We start from the raw sequence: 23,643 nt of genomic DNA on the forward strand, positions 1-23,643 counted from the left end.
TGGCAGGTATCGATTTCCAGCAGGGACAGCGGTCATTACTTATCAAATCAAAAAATAATCGCGGTCTTCGACCTGGCCCCGGCGCAGCGGGTTCCGCGTGCAATAAGGCGCGTAGCCCGCATCGACGAAGCGGTACATCAGGTGTTCATCACGCCCGCTGGGGATGCCCAGGCGCGTGGTCTGGATGATCTGGATCGGGGTCTGGCCCACGTCTTCAACATAGAGCTGTTCCTGATCGAAACGCTTGGCGTCCCACATCGGCACCTTCAACCCCAGGGCTTTGCACAGCAGGGTCTGACCGGCGCAGAGTTTTTGCAAGGTGCGTGGGCTGCCATCGGCATTCGGGTTGTTCAGCAGCATCTGCGCCAGGCTCGCCGGGCCGGATAATTCATCGACCCATGGATAGGCTGATTTGATCAATACGGCATTGCCCGGCCCATGGGCGCTGAAGTTCAGGGAGTCGCCGCCACGGGCGTAGTACATGTAGATATGGCCACCGTCCAGAAACAAAGCCTTACGCTTTTCTGTGTAGCCCAATGAGGCGTGGCTGCCTTTTTCGGCCACGTAATAGGCTTCGGTTTCAATAATTCGCGCAGAAAGCCAGGTTTCGCCGACGCGATGGCGGATGACTTTTCCGAGCAATGCTTGCGCAAGAATTTGCGCGTCACGGTCGAAGAAGCTGTCGGGCAGGGCGCTGGCGGGGAGTTGGGGCGATGAACTGGGCATGGCGGTCAGGGTAAATACGGCTAAATGTGACGGAATCATAACAACTCCCACCTTAATTACCGCTGAACCCCAGGTTTTTACAGTTCATTTCGACCATCCGCCCCTCACCGCTGTCAGTCGGGCGGCGTCACAGCTATAATCTGCCGCTTTCCTCCCTGCCAAGACTCCCTGACTATGACTGAGTCCGTTCTTGACTACATGACCCGCCTGGGTCGCGCTGCCCGTCAGGCCTCGCGGCTGATCGCCCGTGCGAGCACTGCGCAGAAGAACCGTGCCCTGCTGGCCGCCGCCGACGCTCTGGATGCCTCGCGCTCCGAGCTGACCGCCGCCAACGAGCAAGACCTGGCCAACGGCCGCGCCAATGGCTTGGAACCGGCCCTGCTGGACCGCCTGGCGCTGACCCCGGCACGTATCGACGACATGATCGAAGGCCTGCGTCAGGTGGCCAAGCTGCCTGACCCCATCGGTGAAATCCGCGATATGCGTTACCTGCCATCCGGTATTCAGGTCGGCAAGATGCGCGTGCCGCTGGGCGTGATCGGCATCATTTATGAGTCGCGTCCAAACGTGACCATCGACGCCGCGAGCCTGTGCCTCAAATCCGGCAACGCCACTATCCTGCGTGGCGGTTCCGAGGCGATCAATTCCAACCGTGCCATCGCCGCGTGCATCCAGCAGGGCCTGGCCGTGGCCGAGTTGCCTGCCGAAGTGGTGCAAGTGGTGGAAACCACCGACCGCGCCGCCGTAGGCGCGCTGATCACCATGCCCGAATTCGTCGACGTGATCGTGCCGCGTGGTGGCAAGAGCCTGATCGAACGTGTCAGCCGTGATGCAAAAGTGCCCGTCATCAAGCACCTGGACGGCGTGTGCCATGTGTACATCGACATCGCCGCCGACATCGACAAGGCGATCCGCATCGCCGACAACGCCAAGACCCACCGCTACGCCCCTTGCAACACCATGGAGACGCTGCTGGTGCACGTCGGCATTGCCGATCGCGTGCTGCCGCCGCTGGCTGCCATCTACCGCGACAAGGGCGTGGAACTGCGGGGCTGCGGGCGTACCCGTGCGCTGCTGGGCGCGGACGTGATCGACGCGACCGAGCTTGACTGGTACACCGAATACACCGCGCCGATCCTGTCGATCAAGATTGTCGACGACCTCGACGAGGCCATCGAACACATCAACACCTACGGCTCCAAGCACACCGACGCGATTGTTTCCGAGCATTTCAGCGATGCCCGGCGTTTCCTCACCGAAGTGGACTCCGCTTCGGTGATGATCAACGCCTCGACGCGTTTTGCCGACGGCTTCGAGTACGGCCTGGGGGCGGAGATCGGTATTTCCACCGACAAACTCCACGCCCGCGGCCCGGTTGGCCTGGAAGGCCTGACCAGTGAGAAGTACGTGGTGTTCGGCGATGGTCATGTGCGCACTTGATGGGTAAACGCATCGGGCTGCTCGGCGGTACCTTCGACCCCGTGCACATCGGCCATTTGCGCAGTGCCCTGGAAGTCGCGGATGCCCTCGCGCTGGACGAGCTGCGCATGATGCCCAACGCTCGGCCGCCCCATCGCGATACGCCGCAAGTGTCGCCACAGCAGCGCCTGGAAATGGTGCGCCTGGCGGTGGACGGCATAACGCCGCTGGTGGTGGACGACCGCGAGCTCAAGCGCGATAAACCGTCCTACACTGTGGACACCCTGGAACTGATACGCGCCGAGTTGGCCGTGGATGACCAGTTGTTTCTGCTTTTGGGCTGGGACGCATTTTGCGGCCTGCCCTCTTGGCATCGCTGGGAGGAACTCCTCCAGCATTGCCACATCCTGGTTTTGCAACGCCCGGATGCCGACAGCGAACCGCCGGATGCCTTGCGCAACCTGCTGGCCGCGCGGTCGGTAAGTGACCCCTTGGCCCTGACCGGGCCGAACGGGAATATTGCATTCGTCTGGCAGACCCCGCTTGCGGTGTCCGCCACCCAGATCCGTCAACTGCTGGCCAGCGGGAAGTCGGTACGTTTCCTGGTGCCTGACGCGGTCCTGGCCTACATCGATGCGCACGGGCTTTACCGTGCGTCGAACTGAAAAGGCGCGCTCGAACCTACGCACAGTCGTAGAGCGGGCGCCCGAACATACGAGCAAAACGAGTTTTATATGACGAACAAAGACGTAAGCAAAGTTAAGCGCAAAGGCACCTTCAAAAGCGCTCCGCTGCCAGTAGAAGCCCACACCGGCCCTGAGCTGGCTGGCGAAGAACTGGTAAAAGTCGCCGTGGCGGCCCTTGAAGACGTCAAGGCCCAGGACATCCAGGTACTGGACGTGCGCGACAAGCAGAGCATCACCGACTACATGATCATCGCCACCGGTACCTCGAACCGCCAGATCGGCGCGATGCTCGACAAGGTCCGCGAAGCCGTCAAAGCCCAAGGCGTGAAGCCGCTGGGTGAAGAAGGCAAGGGCGACAGTGACTGGGTGCTGCTGGACATGGACGACGTGATCGTTCACATGATGACCTCCAACGCCCGTCAGTTCTACGACCTGGAGCGTCTGTGGAAAGGCGCCGAGCAGAGCCGTGCCGCCGATGGCAAGCACCACAGCCCGGAAGTGGGTCACGCGCACTTCGACAAGCTGAACAAAGACCAGGAATAAGGAACGGCTGTGCGCCTGCGTCTGATTGCTGTCGGTTCACGCATGCCCAAGTGGGTGGAAGAAGGCTGGCATGAGTATGCCAAGCGTCTGCCCGCTGAGCTGTCGCTGGAATTGGTCGAGATACCGCTCAATACCCGGGGCAAGAATGCCGACGTGGCGCGCTTCATCCGTCAGGAAGGCGAAGCCATGTTGGCCAAGGTCGGCCCCAATGAGCGCATCGTCACCCTCGAAGTCCACGGCAAACCCTGGAGCACCGAGCAGTTGGCGGTGGAACTGGATCGCTGGCGCCTGGATTCGCGTACGGTCAACTTCATGGTCGGCGGCCCCGAAGGGCTGGCGCCGGAAGTCTGTGCGCGGGCGGATCAGCGTTGGTCGCTGTCGGCGCTGACGCTGCCGCACCCGTTGGTACGGATTCTGATCGGTGAACAGCTGTATCGCGCCTGGACAGTTCTGTCCGGGCACCCTTACCACAAATAATCTGCGCCCCTCCCGATGACCCAGCCGATCCGCATCAAGGACCACGAGAAAGACGCACGTCTTGTACGCTCGCGTGTGGTGTTTGGCGCAATCATGGTGGTGGCGTTGTTGGGTGTGCTGATCGCACGCCTGTATTTCCTGCAGGTGATCCAGTACGACTATCACTCCACCTTGTCGGAAAACAACCGGGTGCATGTGCAGCCGATCCCGCCGACCCGCGGGCTGATCTTCGACCGCAATGGCGTGGTAGTGGCGGATAACCGGCCCAGCTTCAGTCTGAGCATGACCCGTGAGCGCTCCGGTGACTGGCAGCAGATCCTCGATGTGATCGTCGAGGTGCTGCAGCTGACGCCGGAAGACCGGGCGATCTTCGAGAAACGCATGAAACAGGGGCGCCGGCCTTTCGAGCCGGTACCGATCCTGTTTGAGCTGACCGAAGAGCAGATCGCACGGATCGCGGTGAACCAGTTCCGTTTGCCGGGTGTGGAAGTGGTGGCGCAGTTGGTGCGGCATTACCCGCAAGGGCCGCACTTTGCTCACTCTGTCGGTTACATGGGGCGAATCAACGAAAAAGAGCTGAAAACCCTCGATCCGGTCAATTACAGCGGCACCCACCATATCGGCAAGACCGGCATCGAGCGTTTCTACGAGCCCGAGCTGCACGGCCAGGTGGGTTACGAAGAAGTCGAGACCAACGCTCGTGGCCGCGTGCTGCGGGTGCTCAAACGCACCGATCCGGTGCCCGGCAAGGACATCGTGCTGAGCCTGGACATCAAATTGCAGGAAGCGGCGGAGATGGCCTTGGGCGGTCGTCGCGGCGCGGTGGTTGCCCTGGATCCGAAGACCGGCGAAGTGCTGGCGATGGTCAGCCAGCCAAGCTTTGACCCCAACCTGTTCGTGACCGGCATCAGCTTCAAGGCTTACGCCGAGTTGCGTGACTCCATTGACCGGCCACTGTTCAACCGCGTACTGCGCGGTCTGTACCCGCCGGGGTCGACGATCAAGCCGGCGGTGGCGATTGCCGGTCTGGACGCGGGGGTGGTCACGGCCTCCAGCCGGGTGTTCGACCCGGGCTACTACATGCTGCCCAACTACGATCATAAATACCGTAACTGGAACCGCACCGGTGACGGCTATGTCGACTTGGACACCGCGATCATGCGCTCCAACGACACCTATTTTTACGACCTGGCGCATAAGCTGGGCATCGACCGCTTGTCCGCCTACATGGGCAAGTTCGGCCTCGGCCAGAAGGTCTCCCTGGACATGTTCGAGGAATCCCCCGGCTTGATGCCGTCGCGGGAGTGGAAACGAGCGACCCGTCGCCAGGCGTGGTTTCCGGGTGAAACCCTGATTCTTGGCATTGGCCAGGGCTATATGCAGGCCACGCCGCTGCAACTGGCCCAGGCCACGGCACTGGTGGCGAACAAAGGTATCTGGAACCGTCCGCACCTGGCCAAGACCATCGAAGGCGAAAAGCCGGTGGATGACAACCCGATCCCGGACATTGTGCTGCGCGATGCGTCGGACTGGACCAAGGTCAACCACGGCATGCAGCAAGTCATGCACGGCGCCCGTGGCACCGCACGCAAGGCGGCGGTTGGCGCGCAATACCGCATCGCCGGCAAGAGCGGTACCGCTCAGGTGGTGGCGATCAAGCAGGGTGAAAAATACGACCGCACCAAGGTCCAGGAGCGCCACCGTGACCACGCCTTGTTTGTCGGCTTTGCCCCGGCGGACGACCCGAAAATCGTGGTGGCGGTGATGGTCGAGAACGGCGAGTCCGGTTCCGGCGTCGCAGCCCCCGTGGTGCGCCAAGTGATGGACGCCTGGCTGTTGGCCGACGACGGCAGGCTCAAGCCCGAATATGGCGGCCCCCCTTCAAGCACCGAGGTTACGGCCCGTGAAGAGTAATTTTGACCGCATCCTCTCCAGTGAGGATGTGATGCGTCGCCGTGCGACGTTGCTGCAGCGCATGCACATTGATGGCCCGTTGCTGATCCTGCTGCTGACCCTGGCGGCCGGGAGCCTGTTCGTGCTGTATTCGGCCAGTGGCAAGAACTGGGACCTGCTGATCAAACAGGCGTCGTCGTTCGGCCTGGGGTTGTTGTCGATGGTGGTGATCGCCCAGCTTGAGCCGCGCTTCATGGCGCGATGGGTGCCGCTCGGTTATGTCGCTGGCGTGCTGCTGCTGGTGGTGGTGGACGTGATGGGCCACAACGCCATGGGGGCGACCCGCTGGATCAACATCCCGGGGGTGATTCGCTTCCAGCCGTCGGAATTCATGAAGATTCTGATGCCGGCGACCATCGCCTGGTACTTGTCCAAGCGCACCTTGCCGCCGCAGCTCAAGCACGTGGGGATCAGCCTGATTCTGATCGGGGTGCCGTTCATCCTGATCGTGCGCCAGCCCGACCTTGGCACCTCGCTGCTGATCCTGGCGGGCGGTGCGTTCGTGCTGTTCATGGGCGGATTGCGCTGGCGCTGGATCCTCAGCGTGCTGGCCGCCGCCGTGCCCGTGGCCGTGGCCATGTGGTTCTTTTTTATGCACGACTACCAGAAGCAGCGGATCCTGACGTTCCTCGACCCCGAAAGCGACCCGTTGGGCACGGGCTGGAACATTATTCAGTCGAAGGCCGCCATCGGTTCCGGCGGAGTATTTGGCAAGGGTTGGTTACTGGGCACCCAGTCGCACCTGGACTTTTTGCCCGAGAGCCATACGGACTTCATCATTGCGGTGATGGGCGAAGAGTTCGGCCTGGTGGGCATATGCGCGCTGTTGCTGATCTATTTGCTGTTGATTGGTCGCGGCCTGGTGATCACCGCGCAGGCGCAGACGCTGTTCGGCAAATTGCTGGCCGGTGCCTTGACCATGACTTTTTTTGTTTACGTTTTCGTCAACATCGGTATGGTCAGTGGCCTGTTGCCGGTGGTTGGGGTGCCGTTGCCGTTCATTAGCTACGGCGGAACTTCGCTGGTGACATTGCTGTCAGCGTTTGGGGTTTTGATGTCGATTCATACGCATCGTAAATGGATCGCGCAGGTTTGAATAAGGTGAAGATGTCAATGCAAGTAATGCGCGGCTGGGCGACTCGGCACGCGTCCTGGATGGGCCTGATTGGGCTGCTGGGCGCAACGCAAGAGGCGCAGGCCGGTGACTACGATGGTTCACCCCAGGTCGCCGAGTTTGTCGGTGAAATGACCCGCGACTATGGTTTCGCCGGTGAACAACTGATGGGCGTGTTCCGCGAAGCCCAGAAGAAGCAGGCGATCCTCGACGCCATCTCTCGCCCAGCCGAACGCGTGAAACAGTGGAAGGAATACCGCCCGATGTTCCTCACCGACGCCCGCGTGGCGCGGGGTGTGGACTTCTGGCGCCAGCACGAGGCGGTACTGGCCCGCGCCGAGCAGGAATACGGCGTGCCGGCCCAGGTGATTGTCTCGATCATTGGTATCGAAACCTTTTACGGGCGCAATACCGGCAGTTACCGGGTGATCGACGCCTTGTCGACCCTGGGCTTTGATTACCCGCCGCGCGCTGACTTCTTCCGCAAGGAGCTGCGTGAATTCCTGCTGCTGGCGCGCGAAGAACAGGTCGACCCGCTGACCCTCAAGGGTTCCTACGCCGGGGCGATGGGCTTGCCGCAGTTCATGCCGAGCAGTTTCCGCGCCTATGCGGTGGATTTTGACGGCGACGGGCATATCAATATCTGGAGCAACCCCGACGACGCCATCGGCAGCGTGGCCAGCTACTTCAAGCGCCATGGCTGGGTCGCTGGCGAGCCGGTGGTGATCCGCGCCGACGTCACCGGGGACCGTGCCGATGAAGGCCTGACCCAGGGCATCGAGCCCGCCAAGACGGTCGGGGAGTTGCGGGCGCTGGGCTGGTCGAGTCAGAATGCGCTGCCTGATGATATGCCGGTCACCGCGTTCCGCCTCGAAGGCGAAAACGGTCCGGAATACTGGATGGGCCTGAAGAATTTCTACGCAATCACGCGTTATAACCGCAGTGTGATGTACGCCATGGCCGTGCATCAGCTGTCAGACATGCTGGTCCAAGCACGGGGCAACAAGTAATGCGGGCATCGCCGTTCTATCAACCGCTCAAGCTGGTGGCGTTCGCCGCGTTGTCCCTGCTGGTCGTCAGTTGCTCCACCACCAACAGCCGCGCGCCGGCGCAGAAGTCCGGCGGCGCAGTCGTCCGTGCCCAGCCAGGCCTGGACATCAACCGCGCGCACAAAGACGGCGCGCCGTGGTGGGACGTCGACGTGTCAAAGATCCCGGATGCCACGCCAACCCTGCACACTGGCCCGTACAAGGCCAACCCCTATACCGTGCTGGGCAAGAGCTACTTCCCGCTGCAGGAGTCCAAGACCTACGTGCAATCGGGCACGGCGTCCTGGTATGGCACCAAATTCCACGGCCAGAACACCGCCAACGGCGAAGTGTATGACCTGTATGGCATGAGCGCGGCCCACAAGACGTTGCCGCTGCCCAGCTATGTGCGGGTGACCAACCTGGACAACAACCGCACGGTGATCCTGCGGGTCAACGACCGTGGGCCGTTCTACTCGGACCGCATCATCGACTTGTCCTACGCCGCCGCGAAGAAACTCGGTTACGCCGAAACCGGCACCGCGCGCGTCAAGGTCGAAGGCATTGACCCGGCCCAGTACTGGGCCCAGCGTGGCAAGCCGGCGCCGTTGATGCTCAACGAGCCGCAAACCCAACAGCCGCAAGTGACGGCCTCCACGGGCAAGATCGAGCAGTGGACGCCGCCGCCGGCACAGCACGCGCCTGATACGGTGGTCGTGCCCCATGCGGCGCCTGGCGCATCCATGGCCGGCGGGCAATACCTGCAGGTGGGTGCTTTCGCCAACCCGGATGCGGCAGAACTGTTAAGGTCCAAGCTCAGTGGTATGGTCAACGCGCCGGTGTTTATCAGCTCCATCGTGCGTAACCAGCAGACATTGCACCGTGTACGCATGGGCCCGATCGGCTCGCCGAGCGAAGTCGCTCACGTACAGAACAGCGTACGCATGGCCAACCTGGGGCAACCCAGCGTGGTCACTTCAGAATAAGTAAGCATTGATGGTTCAGGCTCGTGCGCGGGCTCGAACCCTGGTTGTTGGCTCGTTGAACAATAAAAACCCAGGGGCAAGGGGTGAGCGGGCAACCGAACACGCGACAGTCTGGCAACGGGCTGTCTGAATAAGTTTTGCCCGCGAGGGCAAGTTTCCATAAGCAATTTCGAGAGACGGATGAACATCACCACCTTAGCCAAACGCACGTGCCTGCTTCTTTCGCTGATCATCACCCCGGCCGCCTGGGCCGTTGAAATGGTGCCGGCTTCCCCGCAACTGGCCGCCAAGTCCTGGGTCCTCATGGATGCCGCCAGTGGCAACGTGCTGGTCGAGAGCAACGGTGACCAGCGCCTGCCGCCGGCCAGCCTGACCAAACTGATGACCGCCTACATCGCGACCCTGGAAATCCGTCGCGGCCAGATCGGCGAGAACGACCCGGTCACCGTCAGCGAAAACGCCTGGCGTACCGGCGGTTCGCGGATGTTCATCAAGGTCGGCTCGCAGGTCACCGTGAGCGACCTGCTGCACGGCATCATCATCCAGTCCGGTAACGACGCCAGCGTCGCCCTGGCCGAGCACATCGCCGGCAGCGAAGACGCGTTCGCCGACATGATGAACAAAACCGTGGCCGACCTGGGCATGACCAACAGCCACTTCATGAACCCGACCGGCCTGCCGAACCCAGAGCACTACTCGTCGGCTCACGACATGGCGATCCTGGCGCGCGCGATCATCCGCGTCGACCCGGTGCACTACGCGATCTACTCCCAGAAGGAATTCTTCTGGAACAACATCAAGCAGCCTAACCGCAACCTGTTGCTGTGGCGCGACAAGACCGTCGATGGCCTGAAAACCGGCCACACCGACGAAGCCGGCTACTGCATGGTGTCGTCTGCTGTCCGTGACGGCCAACGCTTGATCGCCGTGGTCTTCGGCACCAACAGCGAGCAGGCCCGTGCGGCCGAGACGCAAAAGCTGCTGACCTACGGTTTCCGTTTCTTCGAAACCCAGACTTTCTACCAGAAGGGTGCTGAGCTGGCGACCGCGCCAGTGTGGAAAGGCGCGACCTCCCAGGTCAAAGCCGGCCTGGCCGACGACCTGACCCTGACCATGCCTAAAGGCCAGCTGAAAAAGCTTGCGGCCAGCATGACCATGAACCCGCAATTGGTTGCCCCAATCGCCAAGGGTGATGTGATCGGCAAGGTCGAAGTCAAGCTGGACGACAAAGTGGTGCACAGCGCCGACCTGATCGCCCTGGACGCCGTCGACGAAGGTGGTATCTTCCGCCGCGTCTGGGATAGCATCCGTCTATTCTTCTACAGCTTGTTCAACTGATAGTGTGCACCTGCAAAGCCCCGCGTTGATCCGACGCGGGGCTTTGCCCGTCGCCACGGCTTACGCTTACGAGGCCGTTACGCCATGACCGATAAAGAAGTAAAGGCGCCAAAGATCGAATTCCCGGTGGTGGACTATCCCATCAAGGTGATCAGCGATACCGGTGTCGGCCGTAAAGACCTGATCCTTGAGATCGTGCGTAAACACGCAACGATCAACGATCAGCGCGTGGACGAACGATCCAGTTCAACCGGCAAATACACCACGATCCAGTTGCACATCGTTGCGATCGATCAAGACCAGCTCTACAACATCAACAGCGAACTGCGGGCCACGGGCTTCGTGCACATGGTGTTGTGATGTCTCACGTCCTGGGCTTTCGCGAGCTCGGCCGGATGGACTACGAGCCCGTCTGGCACGCCATGCAGCGGTTCACCAACGAGCGCGGCACGTCGGCACCCGATGAAATCTGGTTGGTGGAACACCCGCCGGTCTTCACCCAGGGGCAGGCCGGCAAGGCCGAGCATCTGTTGCTGCCGGGTGATATTCCGGTGGTGCAGGTCGACCGAGGGGGTCAAGTGACTTACCATGGTCCGGGTCAACTGGTGGCGTATCTGCTGCTGGACGTTCGCAAGCTTGGGTTCGGCGTACGTGACTTGGTAAGCCGCATGGAGGCTTGCCTGATCGAGCTGTTGGCCAGTTACGGCGTGAGCGCCGCGGCCAAGCCCGATGCACCCGGTGTGTACGTGGACGGCGCGAAAATCGCCTCCCTCGGTTTACGCATTCGCCACGGTTGTTCCTTTCATGGCCTGGCCCTGAATGTGGACATGGACCTGGCACCGTTCCGGCGCATCAACCCGTGTGGCTATGCCGGGTTGGCGATGACGCAACTGAGCGACCATGCCACACCGATTAAATTTGCCGAGGTAAGTGCCCGGCTGCGTGCGCAGCTCGTCAAACACCTCGACTATGCTGAGCAGACGACCCTTACGGGCGGAATCGACTGATTATGACTACTGATGCAGTGCAAACCATGATCCCGACGGTGGACGTTACCGAACGTCCGGCCCCGGCCCCGCGTGCCAAGGTGGAAGCCGGCGTCAAGCTGCGCGGCGCCGAGAAGGTTGCACGCATCCCGGTGAAGATCATTCCGACCACCGAACTGCCGAAGAAGCCTGACTGGATCCGCGTGCGCATCCCGGTTTCGCCGGAAGTCGACCGTATCAAGGCCTTGCTGCGCAAACACAAGCTGCACAGCGTGTGCGAAGAAGCGTCCTGCCCGAACCTGGGCGAGTGCTTCTCCGGCGGCACCGCCACCTTCATGATCATGGGTGACATCTGCACCCGTCGTTGCCCGTTCTGCGACGTGGGCCACGGCCGTCCGAAGCCATTGGACGTCAACGAGCCGGAAAGCCTGGCCATCGCCATCGCCGACCTGAAACTCAAGTACGTGGTAATCACCTCGGTTGACCGCGACGACCTGCGTGACGGCGGTGCCCAGCACTTTGCCGACTGCATCCGCGAGATTCGCAAGCTGTCGCCGAACGTGATGCTCGAAACCCTGGTGCCGGACTACCGTGGTCGCATGGAGGTAGCGTTGGAAATCACCGCCGCCGAGCCACCGGATGTGTTCAACCACAACCTGGAAACCGTGCCACGCCTTTACAAGGCGGCGCGTCCGGGGTCGGACTACCAGTGGTCGCTGACCCTGCTGCAGAAATTCAAGCAGATGATGCCGCACATCCCAACCAAATCCGGCCTGATGCTGGGCCTGGGCGAGACCGACGAAGAAGTCATCGAAGTCATGAAGCGCATGCGCGAACACGACATCGACATGCTGACCCTGGGCCAGTACCTGCAACCGTCCCGCAGCCACTTGCCGGTGCAGCGTTTCGTGCACCCGGACACCTTCGCCTGGTTCGCCGAGGAAGGTTACAAGATGGGCTTCAAGAACGTGGCGTCGGGGCCGTTGGTACGTTCCTCGTATCACGCTGATGAACAGGCCAAGCTGGTCAAGGCTAGCCTGGTTTCCTGATCGGGGTTCAGGCCCAGTGTGGGAGGGGGCTTGTGTGGGAGGGGGCTTGCCCCCGATTGCGGTATGTCAGTCGCTACATGTGCTGGCTGATCCACCGCTATCGGGGGCAAGCCCCCTCCCACATTTCGCTCCGCGTTAGTTAGGGAGAGTTGTGTATGACCGCCGCCGTTCCTGCCCTTCGTAGCGAAGGCACCATCGCCCTGATCGCCCCCGCCGGCCCCGCCACCCTGGACGTCGAAAAAGCCGGCCAATGGATGCGTACTCGCGGCTACGACCTGCGGATCTTCCCCGGCGTCTATGAACGCGATGGCTACCTCGCCGGCAGCGATAAAACCCGCCTCAACGACCTTCACAACGCCTTCGCCAACCCCGATATCGACGCCATCTTCTGCCTGCGTGGCGGTTACGGCACGCCACGCTTGCTCGACAGCCTGGACTTCGACCTGTTGCGCGCCAACCCCAAGCCATTCGTAGGCTACAGCGATATAACCGCTCTGCACCTGGCAATCAGCCGCTACGCCGGTTTTGTGACCTTCCACGGGCCGATGCTCAACGCCGACCTGTTGGGTGACAAGCAGCAACCTACCGAGTCTTCATTGTTCAGCATGCTGCGCGGCCAATTGGGCGCTGGCAGCGTGCTGGCGCACCCGGCAGCTTACCCGCTGACCACCCTCGAACCTGGCATTGCCTGTGGGCGCTTGCTGGGTGGCAACCTGTCGATGATCGCGGCGGTCATGGGCACGCCCTTCGAGATCGACGCAGAAGGCATCATCCTGCTGATCGAGGACGTCAACGAGCCGATCTACCGCATTGACCGCCTGCTGACGCACCTGCGTTTGGCGGGCAAGCTGGCGCAGGTTGCCGGTGTGCTGGTCGGGGATGTGGCGGGGGTGGACGGTGCCGCGCTGGAGCGCCTACTCAAGCAGACCTTCGAACCCTTGCGCATTCCGGTGCTGTCAGGCTGGCGCAGCGGGCATTGTGATCCGAATCTGACGCTGCCGATGGGCGCGTTGGTCAGGCTGGATGCGGGGGAGAAGAGGGTGGTGTTGGAGCAGGATGTGGTGTTCAAGGCCTGAGCTTGTTGTCGCCTAACAAACCGCCTTCGCGAGCAAGCCCGCTCCCACATTTGTCAGCATTCCAAAGTTGGAACTCGGTCAAATGTGGGAGCGGGCTTGCTCGCGAAAGCGGTGGCAGCCATAAGCCGATCTAGCGGTTCTGCAACGATTCCAGCAGCTTCACCGTCGGATAGCCATCCGCCGGCCAGCCCAGCGCTTGCTGCGCTGCACGGATCGCCTTGCGCGTATTGGCGCCGATAATGCCGTCCGGGTTGCCCGCGTCATAGCCATTGGCACTCAAGGCCGTCTGCAGGTCGATACGCTGCGAGCGGCTCAATGGCAGCTCATCCTTCGGCCAATCGCCACGAATCACGCCACCGCCCGCGAAGCGTTCCGACAGCAGGCCAACCGCCAATGCGTAGGACGACGAGTTGTTGTACTTGAGGATTGCACGGAAGTTATCCAGCACCAGGAAGGCCGGACCACGGTAACCGGCCGGCAATAGCAAGGCAGCGGACAGTTGGTCAACGTTCGGCGGCAGGGTTGCGCCCGGCGGCAGTTGGATGCCCAGTTTCAGCCATTCAGCAACTGTCTTGCGGATGCCGCCATCGGCCAGCGCGTAATCGAAATTCGCCGGCAGTTGTTTCACCTCGAAGCCCCACGGCTGGCCCTTCTGCCAGCCGGAGCTTTGCAGGTAGTGTGCGGTGGAGGCGAGGGCGTCGGCCGGGCTGTTCCAGATATCGCGGCGACCGTCGCCATCGAAGTCCACGGCGTGGGTGTTGTAGGTGGTCGGGATGAATTGGGTCTGGCCCATGGCGCCGGCCCAGGAGCCTTTCATCTGGTCGGCCTGGATATCGCCATGCTGGATGATCTGCAACGCGGCCAGCAATTGCGCCTGGGCGAATGCTGGGCGACGGCCTTCATAGGCCAGGGTCGCGAGTGAGCGGATCACTGAGTTATTGCCCTGGAACTGGCCGAAGTTGCTCTCCATCCCCCATACCGACACCAATGCCTGGCGGTCGACGCCATAGCGTTGTTCGATGCTTTGCAGGATGTCGGCGTACTTGATCAACAGCGACTGGCCGTTACGTACGCGCAGTGGCGAGAGGGCGCCATCGAGGTACTCCCACACCGGGCGGGAAAATTCAGGCTGGCTGCGATCGGCCCGGATCACCGCCATGTCCGGGGTGACATTGGCGAAGGCGTTGTCGAACACGGCAGCGGTGATGCCGGCCTGCAGGGCTTGCACACGAAAGCCCGCCTGCCATTCGGCGAAGGTCTGGGTCGGTTGGATGTCCAGATTGTCCACGGCCAGCGGGGCCACGACAGCGGGCGCTACCACGGGGGCGGTCTGGAGTTTGGGCAGGGGTTGAGCGTCGGCGGCGGTCGGTTTTTCCGCGCAGGCGACGAGCAGAATGAGGCTGGAGGCAGCGATCAATTGGCGAAGGTGCCAACGATGGGAAAGACTAGAGGGCATGCACAGGTCCAGGGATTACAAATCAGGTGCAGACCTTATCATGTCAGAGGGGCGCTTGCCTTCAGGCAGCCAGAAAGTAAGAAGCCTCCCAGCTATTAGACTGGAAGGCTTCGCGGCGGTAGCTGCCTTTGCCCTTGCCGGCGCGTTCCTGACGGCTGCGGAACAGTGGCTGGGCGATGATGGATTTGGCCTTGTTGGGGCCATGCTTGGATGGCTTTTTGCTCATGGTCGGTACTCTCGTCAGGTGGGATGGAGCGGTGCAAATCATCTGCCGAAGTCGGGCCGCTGTAAAGCCCGGCGATGTGTAGGTGTTTTCGTAAGCTGAAGTAAGCGCGGTGAATGTGGGAGGTGGCTTGCCTGCGATAGCATCAGCTCGATGCCTCTGAAAAACCGAGGTGCCTGCATCGCGGGCAAGCTCGGCTCCCAGAGGGGAACGTGGTGTTTCAAGAGGGTGTTATTCGGCGGGGAGGGTCAGGCGCTGGCCGGCCATCAACAGCGACAAACGGCTCAGGCTCATCCATGGCGAACCGGCCGCCTGGCCCTTGATCTGTGCGTCGATGCGCTGCGCTTCCAGCAAGAGTTGCGCCCAGCGTTGCGCCGAGTGCCGCTGCAGCGCTTTGCTCATCAGCGGTTTGCGCTTGTCCCATACCGGCGGCCGGGCTTGGCTGAAGGCCTTGTCCAGCGGCGTGCCCTGGCTGTATTGCAGGGCAATATTGGCCAGTACGCGCAGTTCACGGGCCAGGGCCCAGAGAATCACCGGTGGTTCCACCCCTTCGCCACGCAGGCCTTCGAGCATGCGCAGGGCGTGGGCGGGTTCGCCATTAAGGATCGCGTCCACCAGTCCGAACACATCAAAGCGTGCGCTATCCGCCACGGCGCCCTGGACGGTCTCGACGGTAATCTGCCCGTCTTCGGCCATCAGCTTGAGCTTTTCGATCTCCTGGGCGGCGGCAAGCAAGTTGCCTTCGACCCGGGCGGCGATCAGCTCCACCGCATCCTGGGTCGCCGACAGCCCCGATTGGGACAGGCGCTGGCGAATCCACTGCGGTAGCTGGTTGCTGTCCACTGGCCAGATCTGGATGAACTGGGTGTGGGCCCCTTCCACCAAGGCCTTGCCCCATTTGGTTTTCTGCGCACTGCCGTCGAGCTTGGGCAGGCTAATCAGCAGCACCGTGTCTTCGGCCGGGCGTGAGCAGTATTCCATCAAGGCGGCAGCGCCTTTGTCGCCAGGCTTGCCCGAAGGCAGGCGCAGTTCCAGCAGGCGTTTTTCGGCAAACAGCGACATGCTTGCGCCAGCTTGCAGCAGCGTGCCCCAGTCGAAACTGGCGTCGGCGCTGAAGACCTGGCGTTCGTCGAAGCCTTGCTGGCGTGCCGCGGTGCGGATGGCGTCGGCGGCTTCCTGGCACAGCAGCGGGTCATCGCCGCTGACGATATAGACAGGCGCAAGGCCACCTTGCAGGTGTTTGGCGAGTTGGGCGGAAGCGAGTTTCATAGGCAGGGCGAACGGGGCGTTTGGGGCGCCCCGTCCGGCTTACTCGACAGGTACTTCAACAGGCGATTGTTTCGGCGTGTTGTCTTCGTACTCTTTGGCGGCTTTCAGCGCGTCAGCGTCGGCTTTGGCCTTGTTGTCAGCGGCCTGCTGCAGGGCTTCCAATTGCACTGGCGTCAGCAGTTGCAGACGCAGGATCATGCGCTGGACCAGCTCACGACGCATTTCCTTGCGCACTTGGACGATTTCCGAGTCCGAGCCCACCAGGTTGTTGCCATCGTGGCTCACGACCTTCTGGACCTGGATCTTGTCACCCATCAATGGCAGATGGTCGCGGCCCTGGATTTGGAAGCTCAGTTCGGTGCTCAACTCGATGTCCGACGCACGGCCGGCGCTGGCGTAGCTCAGGTTGCGCTGGGTTTCTCTCTCATCAGCCAGGAACAGCTTGTAGGTCGCGCCGGTGTAAACGTGCACGCCGCTGTTTTCTAGAACCTGGCGCAACTGAATCACGGTGTCGCCGTAGGCATTGCGGGCGCTGACGTCCAGTTCCTTGATCGCCAGGTCGTTGGTGCCGGTGCCGCGCAGCTGGAAGCCGCAAGCGCTCAGCAGCACGGCAAGGCCCATTACCAGCAAATTGCGTTTGATCATTTTGTTGCTCCCCTTGAAACCATGTGGGCCTTATCGAGGCCCTGAAGGCTTTGTTCGACGCAGGGCTCAAGCCCTGCGCCCGATCCGATTAGCTAGCGACGATATTGACCAGTTTGCCAGGCACCACGATCACTTTGCGGATCGTCAGGCCTTCGGTAAAGCGCAGCACGTTTTCGTTGACGCGGGCAGCCGCTTCAACGTCTTCGCGGCTGGCGGTAGCCGGCATGTCGATCTGGCCACGCAGTTTGCCGTTGACCTGGATCACCAGTTGCAGCGTGTCCTGTACCAGGGCGCTGTCATCCTGCACCGGCCAGCGTGCATCGATGACGGCTTCGCTGTGGCCCAGGCGGTTCCACAGGTCGTGGCTGATGTGCGGCGTGATCGGTGCCAGCAGCAGGGTGACCGTTTCCAGGCCTTCCTGTACCAGTGCACGATCCTGTTCGGTCGCTTGTGGTGCTTTTTCCAGCACGTTCATCAGTGTCATCACCTGGGCGATGGCGGTGTTGAACTTGTGGTTCTGGCCCACGTCCTGGCTGGCTTGCTTGATGGCCAGGTGGGTGCTGCGGCGAATCAGTTTCTGCTCGTCGCTCAAGGCGTTCACGTCCAGTTTGCCCGGCAGGCCCTGGCTGATGTGGGCGTGCGCCAGGCGCCAGACGCGCTTGAGGAAGCGGTGCGAACCTTCGACGCCGGAGTCGGACCATTCGGCGCTCATGTCGGGCGGCGAGGCGAACATCATGAACAGGCGGCAGGTGTCGGCGCCGAACTGATCGATCATCGACTGTGGGTCAACGCCGTTGTTCTTTGACTTGGCCATCTTCTCGGTGCCGCCGATTTCCACCGGCAGGCCATCGGCGATCAGCTTGGCGCTGATGACCTTGGCTTTGCTGTCGCGCTCAAGCTCAACGTCGGCCGGGTTGAACCAGGTATAGGCGCCATTGGCTTCTCGGCGATAGTAAGTCTCGGCGACCACCATGCCCTGGGTCAGCAGGTTCTTGAACGGCTCATCGGAGCTCACCAGGCCTTCATCGCGCATCAGCTTGTGGAAGAAGCGCGCATACAGCAGGTGAAGGATGGCGTGTTCGATACCGCCGATGTACTGGTCAACCGGCAGCCAGTGATCGGCCGCGGATTTTTCCACCAGGCCACCCTCGTAGTGCGGCGAGGCGTAACGGGCGTAGTACCACGAGGACTCGACGAAGGTGTCCATGGTGTCGGTTTCACGCTTGGCAGGCTGGCCGCATTTCGGGCAGCTGCATTCGTAGAACTCGGGCATGCGCGCCAATGGCGAACCGGCGCCATCCGGTACCACATCTTCCGGCAGGACAACCGGCAGTTGGTCTTCCGGTACTGGCACGTCGCCACAGCTTTCGCAGTGAATGATCGGGATCGGGCAGCCCCAGTAGCGCTGGCGGCTGATGCCCCAGTCACGCAGACGGAACTGGGTGCGCGAGGCACCGAGGTTTTTCTTGATCAGTGCAACTTCGATTGCATCGAAAGCGCCTTGGAAGTCCAGGCCGTCGAACTCGCCGGAATTGATCAGTTCACCGTGCTCGCCGTAGGCGTCTTGCCACGGGGCCGGGTTGGTATCGCCCGAGCTGGTGCGCACCACGGATTTGATCGGCAGGTTGTATTTGGTGGCGAATTCGAAATCGCGCTCGTCGTGAGCCGGCACAGCCATTACTGCGCCATCGCCGTAGTGCATCAGCACGTAGTTGGCGACCCAGACCGGCAGCTTCTCGCCCGTCAGTGGGTGCTCGACGAACAGACCGGTGGGCAGGCCTTTTTTCTCCTGGGTGGCAACGTCGGCTTCGGCCACACTGCCACCTTTGCATTCGGCGATGAACGCCTGCAGCTCAGGGTTGTTCTGTGCGGCCTGGGTGGCCAGCGGGTGTTCGGCGGCCACGGCGACGTAAGTCGCGCCCATCAGGGTATCCGGACGGGTGGTGAAGACTTTGAGTGCGCCCGCTTCGCCGATCGAGTCGACGTTGTACGGGAACTGCACTTCCATGCCTTTCGACTTGCCGATCCAGTTGCGCTGCATGGTCTTGACCTGTTCAGGCCAGCCCGGCAGGTCGTCGAGGCTCGACAAGAGTTCATCCGCATAGGCGGTGATCTTGAAGTAGTACATCGGGATTTCGCGCTTTTCGATCAGCGCGCCGGAGCGCCAGCCGCGACCGTCGATCACCTGTTCGTTGGCCAGGACGGTCTGGTCGATCGGGTCCCAGTTCACGGTGCCGCTTTTTTTGTAGATCACGCCTTTTTCGAACAGGCGAGTGAACAGCCATTGTTCCCAGCGGTAGTAATCCGGCTTGCAGGTGGTCACCTCGCGGGACCAATCCACCGCCAGGCCCAGGCTGCGCAGCTGGGTTTTCATGTAGGCGATGTTTTCGTAGGTCCACTTGGCGGGCGCCACGTTGTTTTTCATCGCGGCGTTTTCCGCCGGCATGCCGAAGGCGTCCCAACCCATGGGTTGCAGGACGTTCTTGCCTTGCATGCGCTGGTAACGGGAAATCACGTCGCCGATGGTGTAGTTACGCACGTGCCCCATGTGTAGCTTGCCGCTGGGGTAAGGGAACATCGATAGGCAGTAGTAAGTCTCCTTGCCTGGCTGTTCACTGACTTCAAAGGACTTTTGCTCGTCCCAGAAGGTTTGGGCGGCATTTTCTATTTCACGGGGCTGATATTGTTCGTGCATGGCTACTTTTGAACTGAATAGGGGTGGCCTAATCCTCTTCGGTGCAACATTCAGGTTGATCGACACCAAAAAGCGGCGCGTCCGTGCCCAAACCCTGCGGGAAGTGGAGTTACAGGAAGCGCCGTAGCATACATGACCCCACTCTATCGAGGGAAACCCTGATTGCGCAGGCAGGGCCGTCTGTCGCGGCGCCAGGCAGGTGCAGCCATGGGGGCTACGCTGTTTATTGGGGAATGAGTCATATCTTCAATGAGGTGAGGGGATGGTTGAATCGCAGCGAATCGTAACGACACCGGATATCTACGAAGGACTGATCGACCGATTGGGTCGTGCATTGGATGCAGCGAGGACAGCGGGCCGATTGCGTGATGAACGGCCTGTTGAGTTGGAACTGCGTGGGCTTAGCCGCGCGGAGCTGGAACTGATCAATGCTTATCTGGACCGCAATGGGCGCAGTGCGCCTCCTTGGGTGGCAACCCCGCCAATCAAGGAGCCTACGCATTCAGCCAAGGTGGTGTGGCTCAAGGACTTGTCGGCCGGTCGTGGCGCGGAAAAACTCCGGTCCGCCCGCCACAAGTAGTTCACTCCCCCTGAACTGCATCATCGCTCTATGTCACCGTAAAGATTGTCGCTAAACCCCGTTACACCTTAGGCTTCGGGCATCTATGGAGATGCCCGATGCCTATTCGTTACTTCATCAAACAACTGCTCCTGCCGCCCGGCATTCTTTTGCTGTTGCTGGCCCTTGCCTGGTGGTTTCGTCGCAGCCGTCCGCGCTTGGCGGCGTGCTGCTTCGCCCTGGGGCTGGGTGGCCTGTGGCTGATCAGCTTGCCGGTGATGGTGGAGTGGGGTGCCCGGGCCCTGGAAAGCGAGCCACCGTTGGCCCGTGAGGACTGGAGCACCCTGGCCCAGCGCGCCGACGCCATTGTGGTGTTGGGTTCGGGGCGTGAACGCGGTGACCCGGCCTGGGGCACCGACCAGCCCACCGGTATCGGCCTGGGGCGCCAGCGCTACGCCGCACGCTTGGCCGAGGCTTCCGGTTTGCCGGTGCTGACCTCCGGTGGCCTGCATTACGGCACACCGCCCAGCGAGGCGGAGTTGATGGCCGTGTCGATGCAGGATGATTTCGGTGTAACCGTACGCTGGAAGGAAGAGCGCAGCCGTACGACCTGGGAAAATGCGCAGATGAGTGCCGAGATTCTATTGCCGGAAGGTATCAAGCGCGTGGTGGTGGTGACCCAGGCCTGGCACATGTCGCGTTCGGTCTGGAGCTTTGAAAAGGCCGGTTTCACCGTGGTCCCGGCGCCCGTGGGTTTCCTGGGCGTGGACAACGCCCGGCCGCTGGGTGGTTGGATGCCGGAGTTCAAGTCGGTGTGGCAGAGCGGGCAGTTGATCAATGAAGCGGTGGGGCAGGTGGGGTATCGGGTGTTCTACCAATAACACCGCAAATCAAAATGTGGGAGCGGGCTTGCTCGCGAATGCGGTGTGTCAGTCACCAAATGTATTGACTGATCCACCGCATTCGCGAGCAAGCCCGCTCCCACATTGGGTGTCTGCGTTTGTCTGTCAGACGGTTTTGGCCATGCGACCGGCCAGCAGCGCCCAGCCAAACAGCCCCAGGCACACAATGATCAACGGCCATGAGCGCCATTGCAGGTACGGCGTAAGGTTGTGCATCGGCACGACTTCACCGTAGAGGATGCCGCGTTCGAATTGCGGGATCTGCGCGGTGATCTGACCGAACGGGTTGATCAGGCCGGTCACGCCATTGTTGGTGGCGCGGATCATCCAGCGACCGGCTTCGAGCGCACGCATCTGCGCCATTTGCAGGTGCTGCAACGGACCGATGGAGCGGCCGAACCACGTGTCGTTGCTGATGGTGAGCAGCAGATCACTCTGGGCCGACAGGCCGGCAGCGAATTCCGGGTACACCACTTCGTAGCAAATGAACGGCGCAATCTGATAGCCCTTGGCCTGCAGCATTGCCTGGTCTGACGGGCCGCGAGCGAAGTCGGACATTGGCAAATCGAAGAAGGCAATCAGGCCGCGCAGCATGTCCTGCAGCGGCACGTACTCGCCAAACGGCACCAGCTTCTGTTTGAGGTAGGTGCCGTCACCTTCGCCAACCACGGTGATACCGTTGAAGTAGCGCTTCTGGTGATGCACTTCCTGGCGGATCGGTACGCCGGTGATCAGCGCGGTGTGCCGGTCGGCAGCGAACTTGCCCATCATGCCCAGGTAGCCTTCGACAGACTCCTTGAGCACCGGCACGGCGGTTTCCGGCCACACCAGCAGGTCGACGGGCTTGGAGGTGAAGCTCATGTCGCGGTACAGCGCGAGCTGTGCGTTGAGCTGCTCCGGGTCCCACTTCATGCTTTGTTCGACGTTGCCCTGGATGGCGGCCACGCTCAGCGGCGCGCCAGACGGGCTGGTCCAGGCGTGATGCTTGAGCGCCAGGCCGATCGCCCAGGGTGCGACCAGTAATACAAGGCCTGCACCAATGAATGCGTTGCGCTTGCCAGCCAGCAGGCGCGGCAAGTTGCACAGCAGCGCCGCCGTGAGTGCCAGGGCAAAGGAAATCAGCCACATACCGCCCACGGGCGCCAAACCCGTCAGCGGGCCGTCAAGCTGGCTGTAGCCGGAGTACAGCCACGGAAACCCCGTCAGGAACCAGCCGCGAAACGCTTCCTGGCCCACCCACAACGCAGCAAACGTCAATGCATCCGCCAATGGGGCCTCGTTACGACGCAACCAGCGCGCCCACAACCACGCGGGCAGCGCGAAGAACCAGGCGATGGCGGCGGTAAACAGCAGCATCAAGAAACCCGCCAGCAGCACCGAAGCGCCGCCGAAGTGGTGGATGCTGTAGTAGATCCAGCTGGTGCCGGCGCCGAACAAGCCGAAACCGAAGCACCAGCCACGGCCCAGGGCCTGGCGCGGGCTCAGGTCCCGCAGCCCGATATAGAACAGTCCGACCGCCAGCAGCGCAAATGGCCACACGTCGAACGGCGCCAACGCCAGGGTGGTGATGGCACCGGCCACCACGGCCAGCAGATTACCGGGCCAGCCGGGGCGGGTTAGGCGCTGCATGTCATTCCTTAGCGGGCAATAGGGGTCAGGCGGATCAAGTGGATTCGACGACTATCGGCATTCAGGATGCGGAAGCGATACGCGCCGATCTCGGTGGTTTCGTTACGCTTGGGCAGATGCCCGAACGCACTCATCACCAACCCGCCGACGGTATCGAACTCGTCATCGGAGAATTCGCTGTCGAAGAACTCATTGAAGTTCTCGATCGGCGTCAGCGCCTTGATCAGGAAGTCACCGCTGGGCAGTGGCTTGATGTAGCTGTCTTCTTCAACGTCGTGCTCGTCCTCGATGTCGCCGACGATCTGTTCCAGCACGTCTTCAATCGTCACCAGGCCGGCTACGCCGCCGTATTCGTCGATCACGATTGCCATGTGATTGTGGTTGGCGCGGAATTCGCGCAGCAACACATTCAGGCGCTTGGATTCGGGCACGAAGGTGGCCGGACGCAGCAGGTCCTTGATGTTGAAGCTGTCGCCGTTCTCCTTGAGGATCAGCGGCAGCAGGTCCTTGGCCAACAGGACGCCCATGACGTCGTCATGGCTTTCACCGATCACCGGGTAGCGCGAGTGCGCCGAGTCGATCACGGCCGGGAGGAATTCCCGAGGGGTCTGGGTCGCCTTGATGCTGATCATCTGCGAGCGCGGGACCATGATGTCGCGTACTTGCAGGTCAGCCACCTGGATGGCGCCTTCGACGATGGCCAGCGCTTCGCTGTCCAGCAACTTGTTCTGATGGGCCTCGCGCAGCAGCTCAAGCAGCTCCTGGCGGTTTTTCGGCTCGTGGGCAAAAGCCTGGGTCAGTTTACCCAGCCATGACTTCTGCCCGTTGCTCGATCGGTCTTCGCTCATAGCGATTACTCTGAATCCTTTATTGTTACAGTTGAG

General features: G+C 61.6%; 23 protein-coding genes. 15 read left to right on the forward strand and 8 right to left on the reverse strand.

The genetic code is table 11. The annotated features are described in order from the left end of the window. Nucleotides 1–42 precede the first annotated feature (42 nt). On the reverse strand, nucleotides 43–726 hold the full coding sequence (locus AB4O08_RS16045) for a DNA-3-methyladenine glycosylase (protein WP_029529011.1): 684 nt from the start codon (nucleotides 724–726) through the stop codon (nucleotides 43–45). Nucleotides 727–900: 174 nt separating this feature from the next. Here AB4O08_RS16045 and AB4O08_RS16050 point away from each other — a divergent pair, with 174 nt between their 5' ends. The 13 genes from AB4O08_RS16050 (at nucleotide 901) to AB4O08_RS16110 (ending at nucleotide 13,381) form a co-directional block, all read left to right on the forward strand. Then, nucleotides 901–2,166 (forward strand): glutamate-5-semialdehyde dehydrogenase, encoded by a 1,266-nt coding sequence (locus AB4O08_RS16050; protein WP_010206795.1) that lies wholly within the window; start codon nucleotides 901–903, stop codon nucleotides 2,164–2,166. Beyond that, nucleotides 2,166–2,810 (forward strand): nicotinate-nucleotide adenylyltransferase, encoded by a 645-nt coding sequence (gene nadD / locus AB4O08_RS16055; protein WP_010206794.1) that lies wholly within the window; start codon nucleotides 2,166–2,168, stop codon nucleotides 2,808–2,810. Before AB4O08_RS16050 ends, nadD begins: the two co-directional genes overlap by 1 nt. 69 nt (nucleotides 2,811–2,879) lie before the next feature. Next, nucleotides 2,880–3,374, forward strand: a complete 495-nt coding sequence (rsfS, locus tag AB4O08_RS16060) for a ribosome silencing factor (RefSeq protein ID WP_010206793.1) — start codon at nucleotides 2,880–2,882, stop codon at nucleotides 3,372–3,374. Nucleotides 3,375–3,383: 9 nt separating this feature from the next. Beyond that, nucleotides 3,384–3,851: a 23S rRNA (pseudouridine(1915)-N(3))-methyltransferase RlmH gene (rlmH, locus tag AB4O08_RS16065; RefSeq protein WP_003176297.1), complete on the forward strand. Its 468-nt coding sequence runs from the start codon at nucleotides 3,384–3,386 to the stop codon at nucleotides 3,849–3,851. Nucleotides 3,852–3,866: 15 nt separating this feature from the next. After that, nucleotides 3,867–5,765, forward strand: coding sequence for a penicillin-binding protein 2 (gene mrdA, locus AB4O08_RS16070; RefSeq protein ID WP_021492969.1), 1,899 nt, complete (start codon nucleotides 3,867–3,869; stop codon nucleotides 5,763–5,765). A 31-nt stretch (nucleotides 5,766–5,796) separates the two neighbouring features. Then, complete coding sequence (rodA, locus tag AB4O08_RS16075) at nucleotides 5,797–6,900, forward strand: rod shape-determining protein RodA (RefSeq protein WP_042570827.1); 1,104 nt, start codon at nucleotides 5,797–5,799, stop codon at nucleotides 6,898–6,900. Nucleotides 6,901–6,917: 17 nt separating this feature from the next. Then, complete coding sequence (gene mltB / locus AB4O08_RS16080) at nucleotides 6,918–7,928, forward strand: lytic murein transglycosylase B (RefSeq protein ID WP_010206788.1); 1,011 nt, start codon at nucleotides 6,918–6,920, stop codon at nucleotides 7,926–7,928. After that, nucleotides 7,928–8,932, forward strand: coding sequence for a septal ring lytic transglycosylase RlpA family protein (locus tag AB4O08_RS16085; RefSeq protein ID WP_010206787.1), 1,005 nt, complete (start codon nucleotides 7,928–7,930; stop codon nucleotides 8,930–8,932). Before mltB ends, AB4O08_RS16085 begins: the two co-directional genes overlap by 1 nt. Nucleotides 8,933–9,112: 180 nt before the next feature. Then, a complete protein-coding gene (locus AB4O08_RS16090) occupies nucleotides 9,113–10,270 on the forward strand; it encodes a D-alanyl-D-alanine carboxypeptidase family protein (RefSeq protein ID WP_010206786.1) in 1,158 nt (385 codons plus the stop codon). A gap of 84 nt (nucleotides 10,271–10,354) precedes the next feature. Further along, on the forward strand, nucleotides 10,355–10,630 hold the full coding sequence (locus tag AB4O08_RS16095; RefSeq protein WP_010206784.1) for a DUF493 domain-containing protein: 276 nt from the start codon (nucleotides 10,355–10,357) through the stop codon (nucleotides 10,628–10,630). Continuing rightward, nucleotides 10,630–11,277, forward strand: a complete 648-nt coding sequence (gene lipB, locus AB4O08_RS16100; protein WP_010206783.1) for a lipoyl(octanoyl) transferase LipB — start codon at nucleotides 10,630–10,632, stop codon at nucleotides 11,275–11,277. Before AB4O08_RS16095 ends, lipB begins: the two co-directional genes overlap by 1 nt. A 26-nt stretch (nucleotides 11,278–11,303) precedes the next feature. Beyond that, on the forward strand, nucleotides 11,304–12,305 hold the full coding sequence (lipA, locus tag AB4O08_RS16105) for a lipoyl synthase (protein WP_162098517.1): 1,002 nt from the start codon (nucleotides 11,304–11,306) through the stop codon (nucleotides 12,303–12,305). 155 nt (nucleotides 12,306–12,460) lie between these two features. After that, entirely contained in the window at nucleotides 12,461–13,381 is a 921-nt protein-coding gene (locus tag AB4O08_RS16110) for a S66 peptidase family protein (protein WP_044287938.1), read from the forward strand. Between the two features lie 130 nt (nucleotides 13,382–13,511). On the opposite strand, the gene AB4O08_RS16115 is transcribed toward AB4O08_RS16110, so the two are convergent. The 5 genes from AB4O08_RS16115 to leuS form a co-directional block, all read right to left on the reverse strand. Further along, nucleotides 13,512–14,837: a lytic murein transglycosylase gene (locus AB4O08_RS16115; RefSeq protein WP_010206779.1), complete on the reverse strand. Its 1,326-nt coding sequence runs from the start codon at nucleotides 14,835–14,837 to the stop codon at nucleotides 13,512–13,514. A 61-nt stretch (nucleotides 14,838–14,898) separates the two neighbouring features. Further along, entirely contained in the window at nucleotides 14,899–15,063 is a 165-nt protein-coding gene (gene arfA / locus AB4O08_RS16120; protein WP_003176285.1) for an alternative ribosome rescue factor ArfA, read from the reverse strand. Between the two features lie 228 nt (nucleotides 15,064–15,291). Then, nucleotides 15,292–16,329: a DNA polymerase III subunit delta gene (holA, locus tag AB4O08_RS16125; protein WP_460114219.1), complete on the reverse strand. Its 1,038-nt coding sequence runs from the start codon at nucleotides 16,327–16,329 to the stop codon at nucleotides 15,292–15,294. 39 nt (nucleotides 16,330–16,368) lie between these two features. Next, nucleotides 16,369–16,974, reverse strand: coding sequence for an LPS-assembly lipoprotein LptE (locus tag AB4O08_RS16130; protein WP_010206777.1), 606 nt, complete (start codon nucleotides 16,972–16,974; stop codon nucleotides 16,369–16,371). Nucleotides 16,975–17,062: 88 nt separating this feature from the next. Then, entirely contained in the window at nucleotides 17,063–19,669 is a 2,607-nt protein-coding gene (leuS, locus tag AB4O08_RS16135) for a leucine--tRNA ligase (RefSeq protein WP_010206776.1), read from the reverse strand. 262 nt (nucleotides 19,670–19,931) lie between these two features. Here leuS and AB4O08_RS16140 point away from each other — a divergent pair, with 262 nt between their 5' ends. Together AB4O08_RS16140 and AB4O08_RS16145 are read left to right on the forward strand one after the other, a co-directional pair. Then, nucleotides 19,932–20,249, forward strand: coding sequence for a hypothetical protein (locus AB4O08_RS16140; RefSeq protein WP_021492967.1), 318 nt, complete (start codon nucleotides 19,932–19,934; stop codon nucleotides 20,247–20,249). A 98-nt stretch (nucleotides 20,250–20,347) separates the two neighbouring features. Beyond that, a complete protein-coding gene (locus AB4O08_RS16145; protein ID WP_010206774.1) occupies nucleotides 20,348–21,109 on the forward strand; it encodes a YdcF family protein in 762 nt (253 codons plus the stop codon). A gap of 126 nt (nucleotides 21,110–21,235) precedes the next feature. Here AB4O08_RS16145 and lnt read toward each other — a convergent pair whose 3' ends face one another. Both lnt and AB4O08_RS16155 read right to left on the reverse strand, forming a co-directional pair. Beyond that, entirely contained in the window at nucleotides 21,236–22,759 is a 1,524-nt protein-coding gene (lnt, locus tag AB4O08_RS16150; RefSeq protein ID WP_010206773.1) for an apolipoprotein N-acyltransferase, read from the reverse strand. Nucleotides 22,760–22,767: 8 nt separating this feature from the next. Then, complete coding sequence (locus AB4O08_RS16155; protein ID WP_010206772.1) at nucleotides 22,768–23,607, reverse strand: HlyC/CorC family transporter; 840 nt, start codon at nucleotides 23,605–23,607, stop codon at nucleotides 22,768–22,770. Between the last annotated feature and the right edge of the window lie 36 nt (nucleotides 23,608–23,643).

The organism is Pseudomonas sp. H3_E07, from assembly GCF_054668895.1.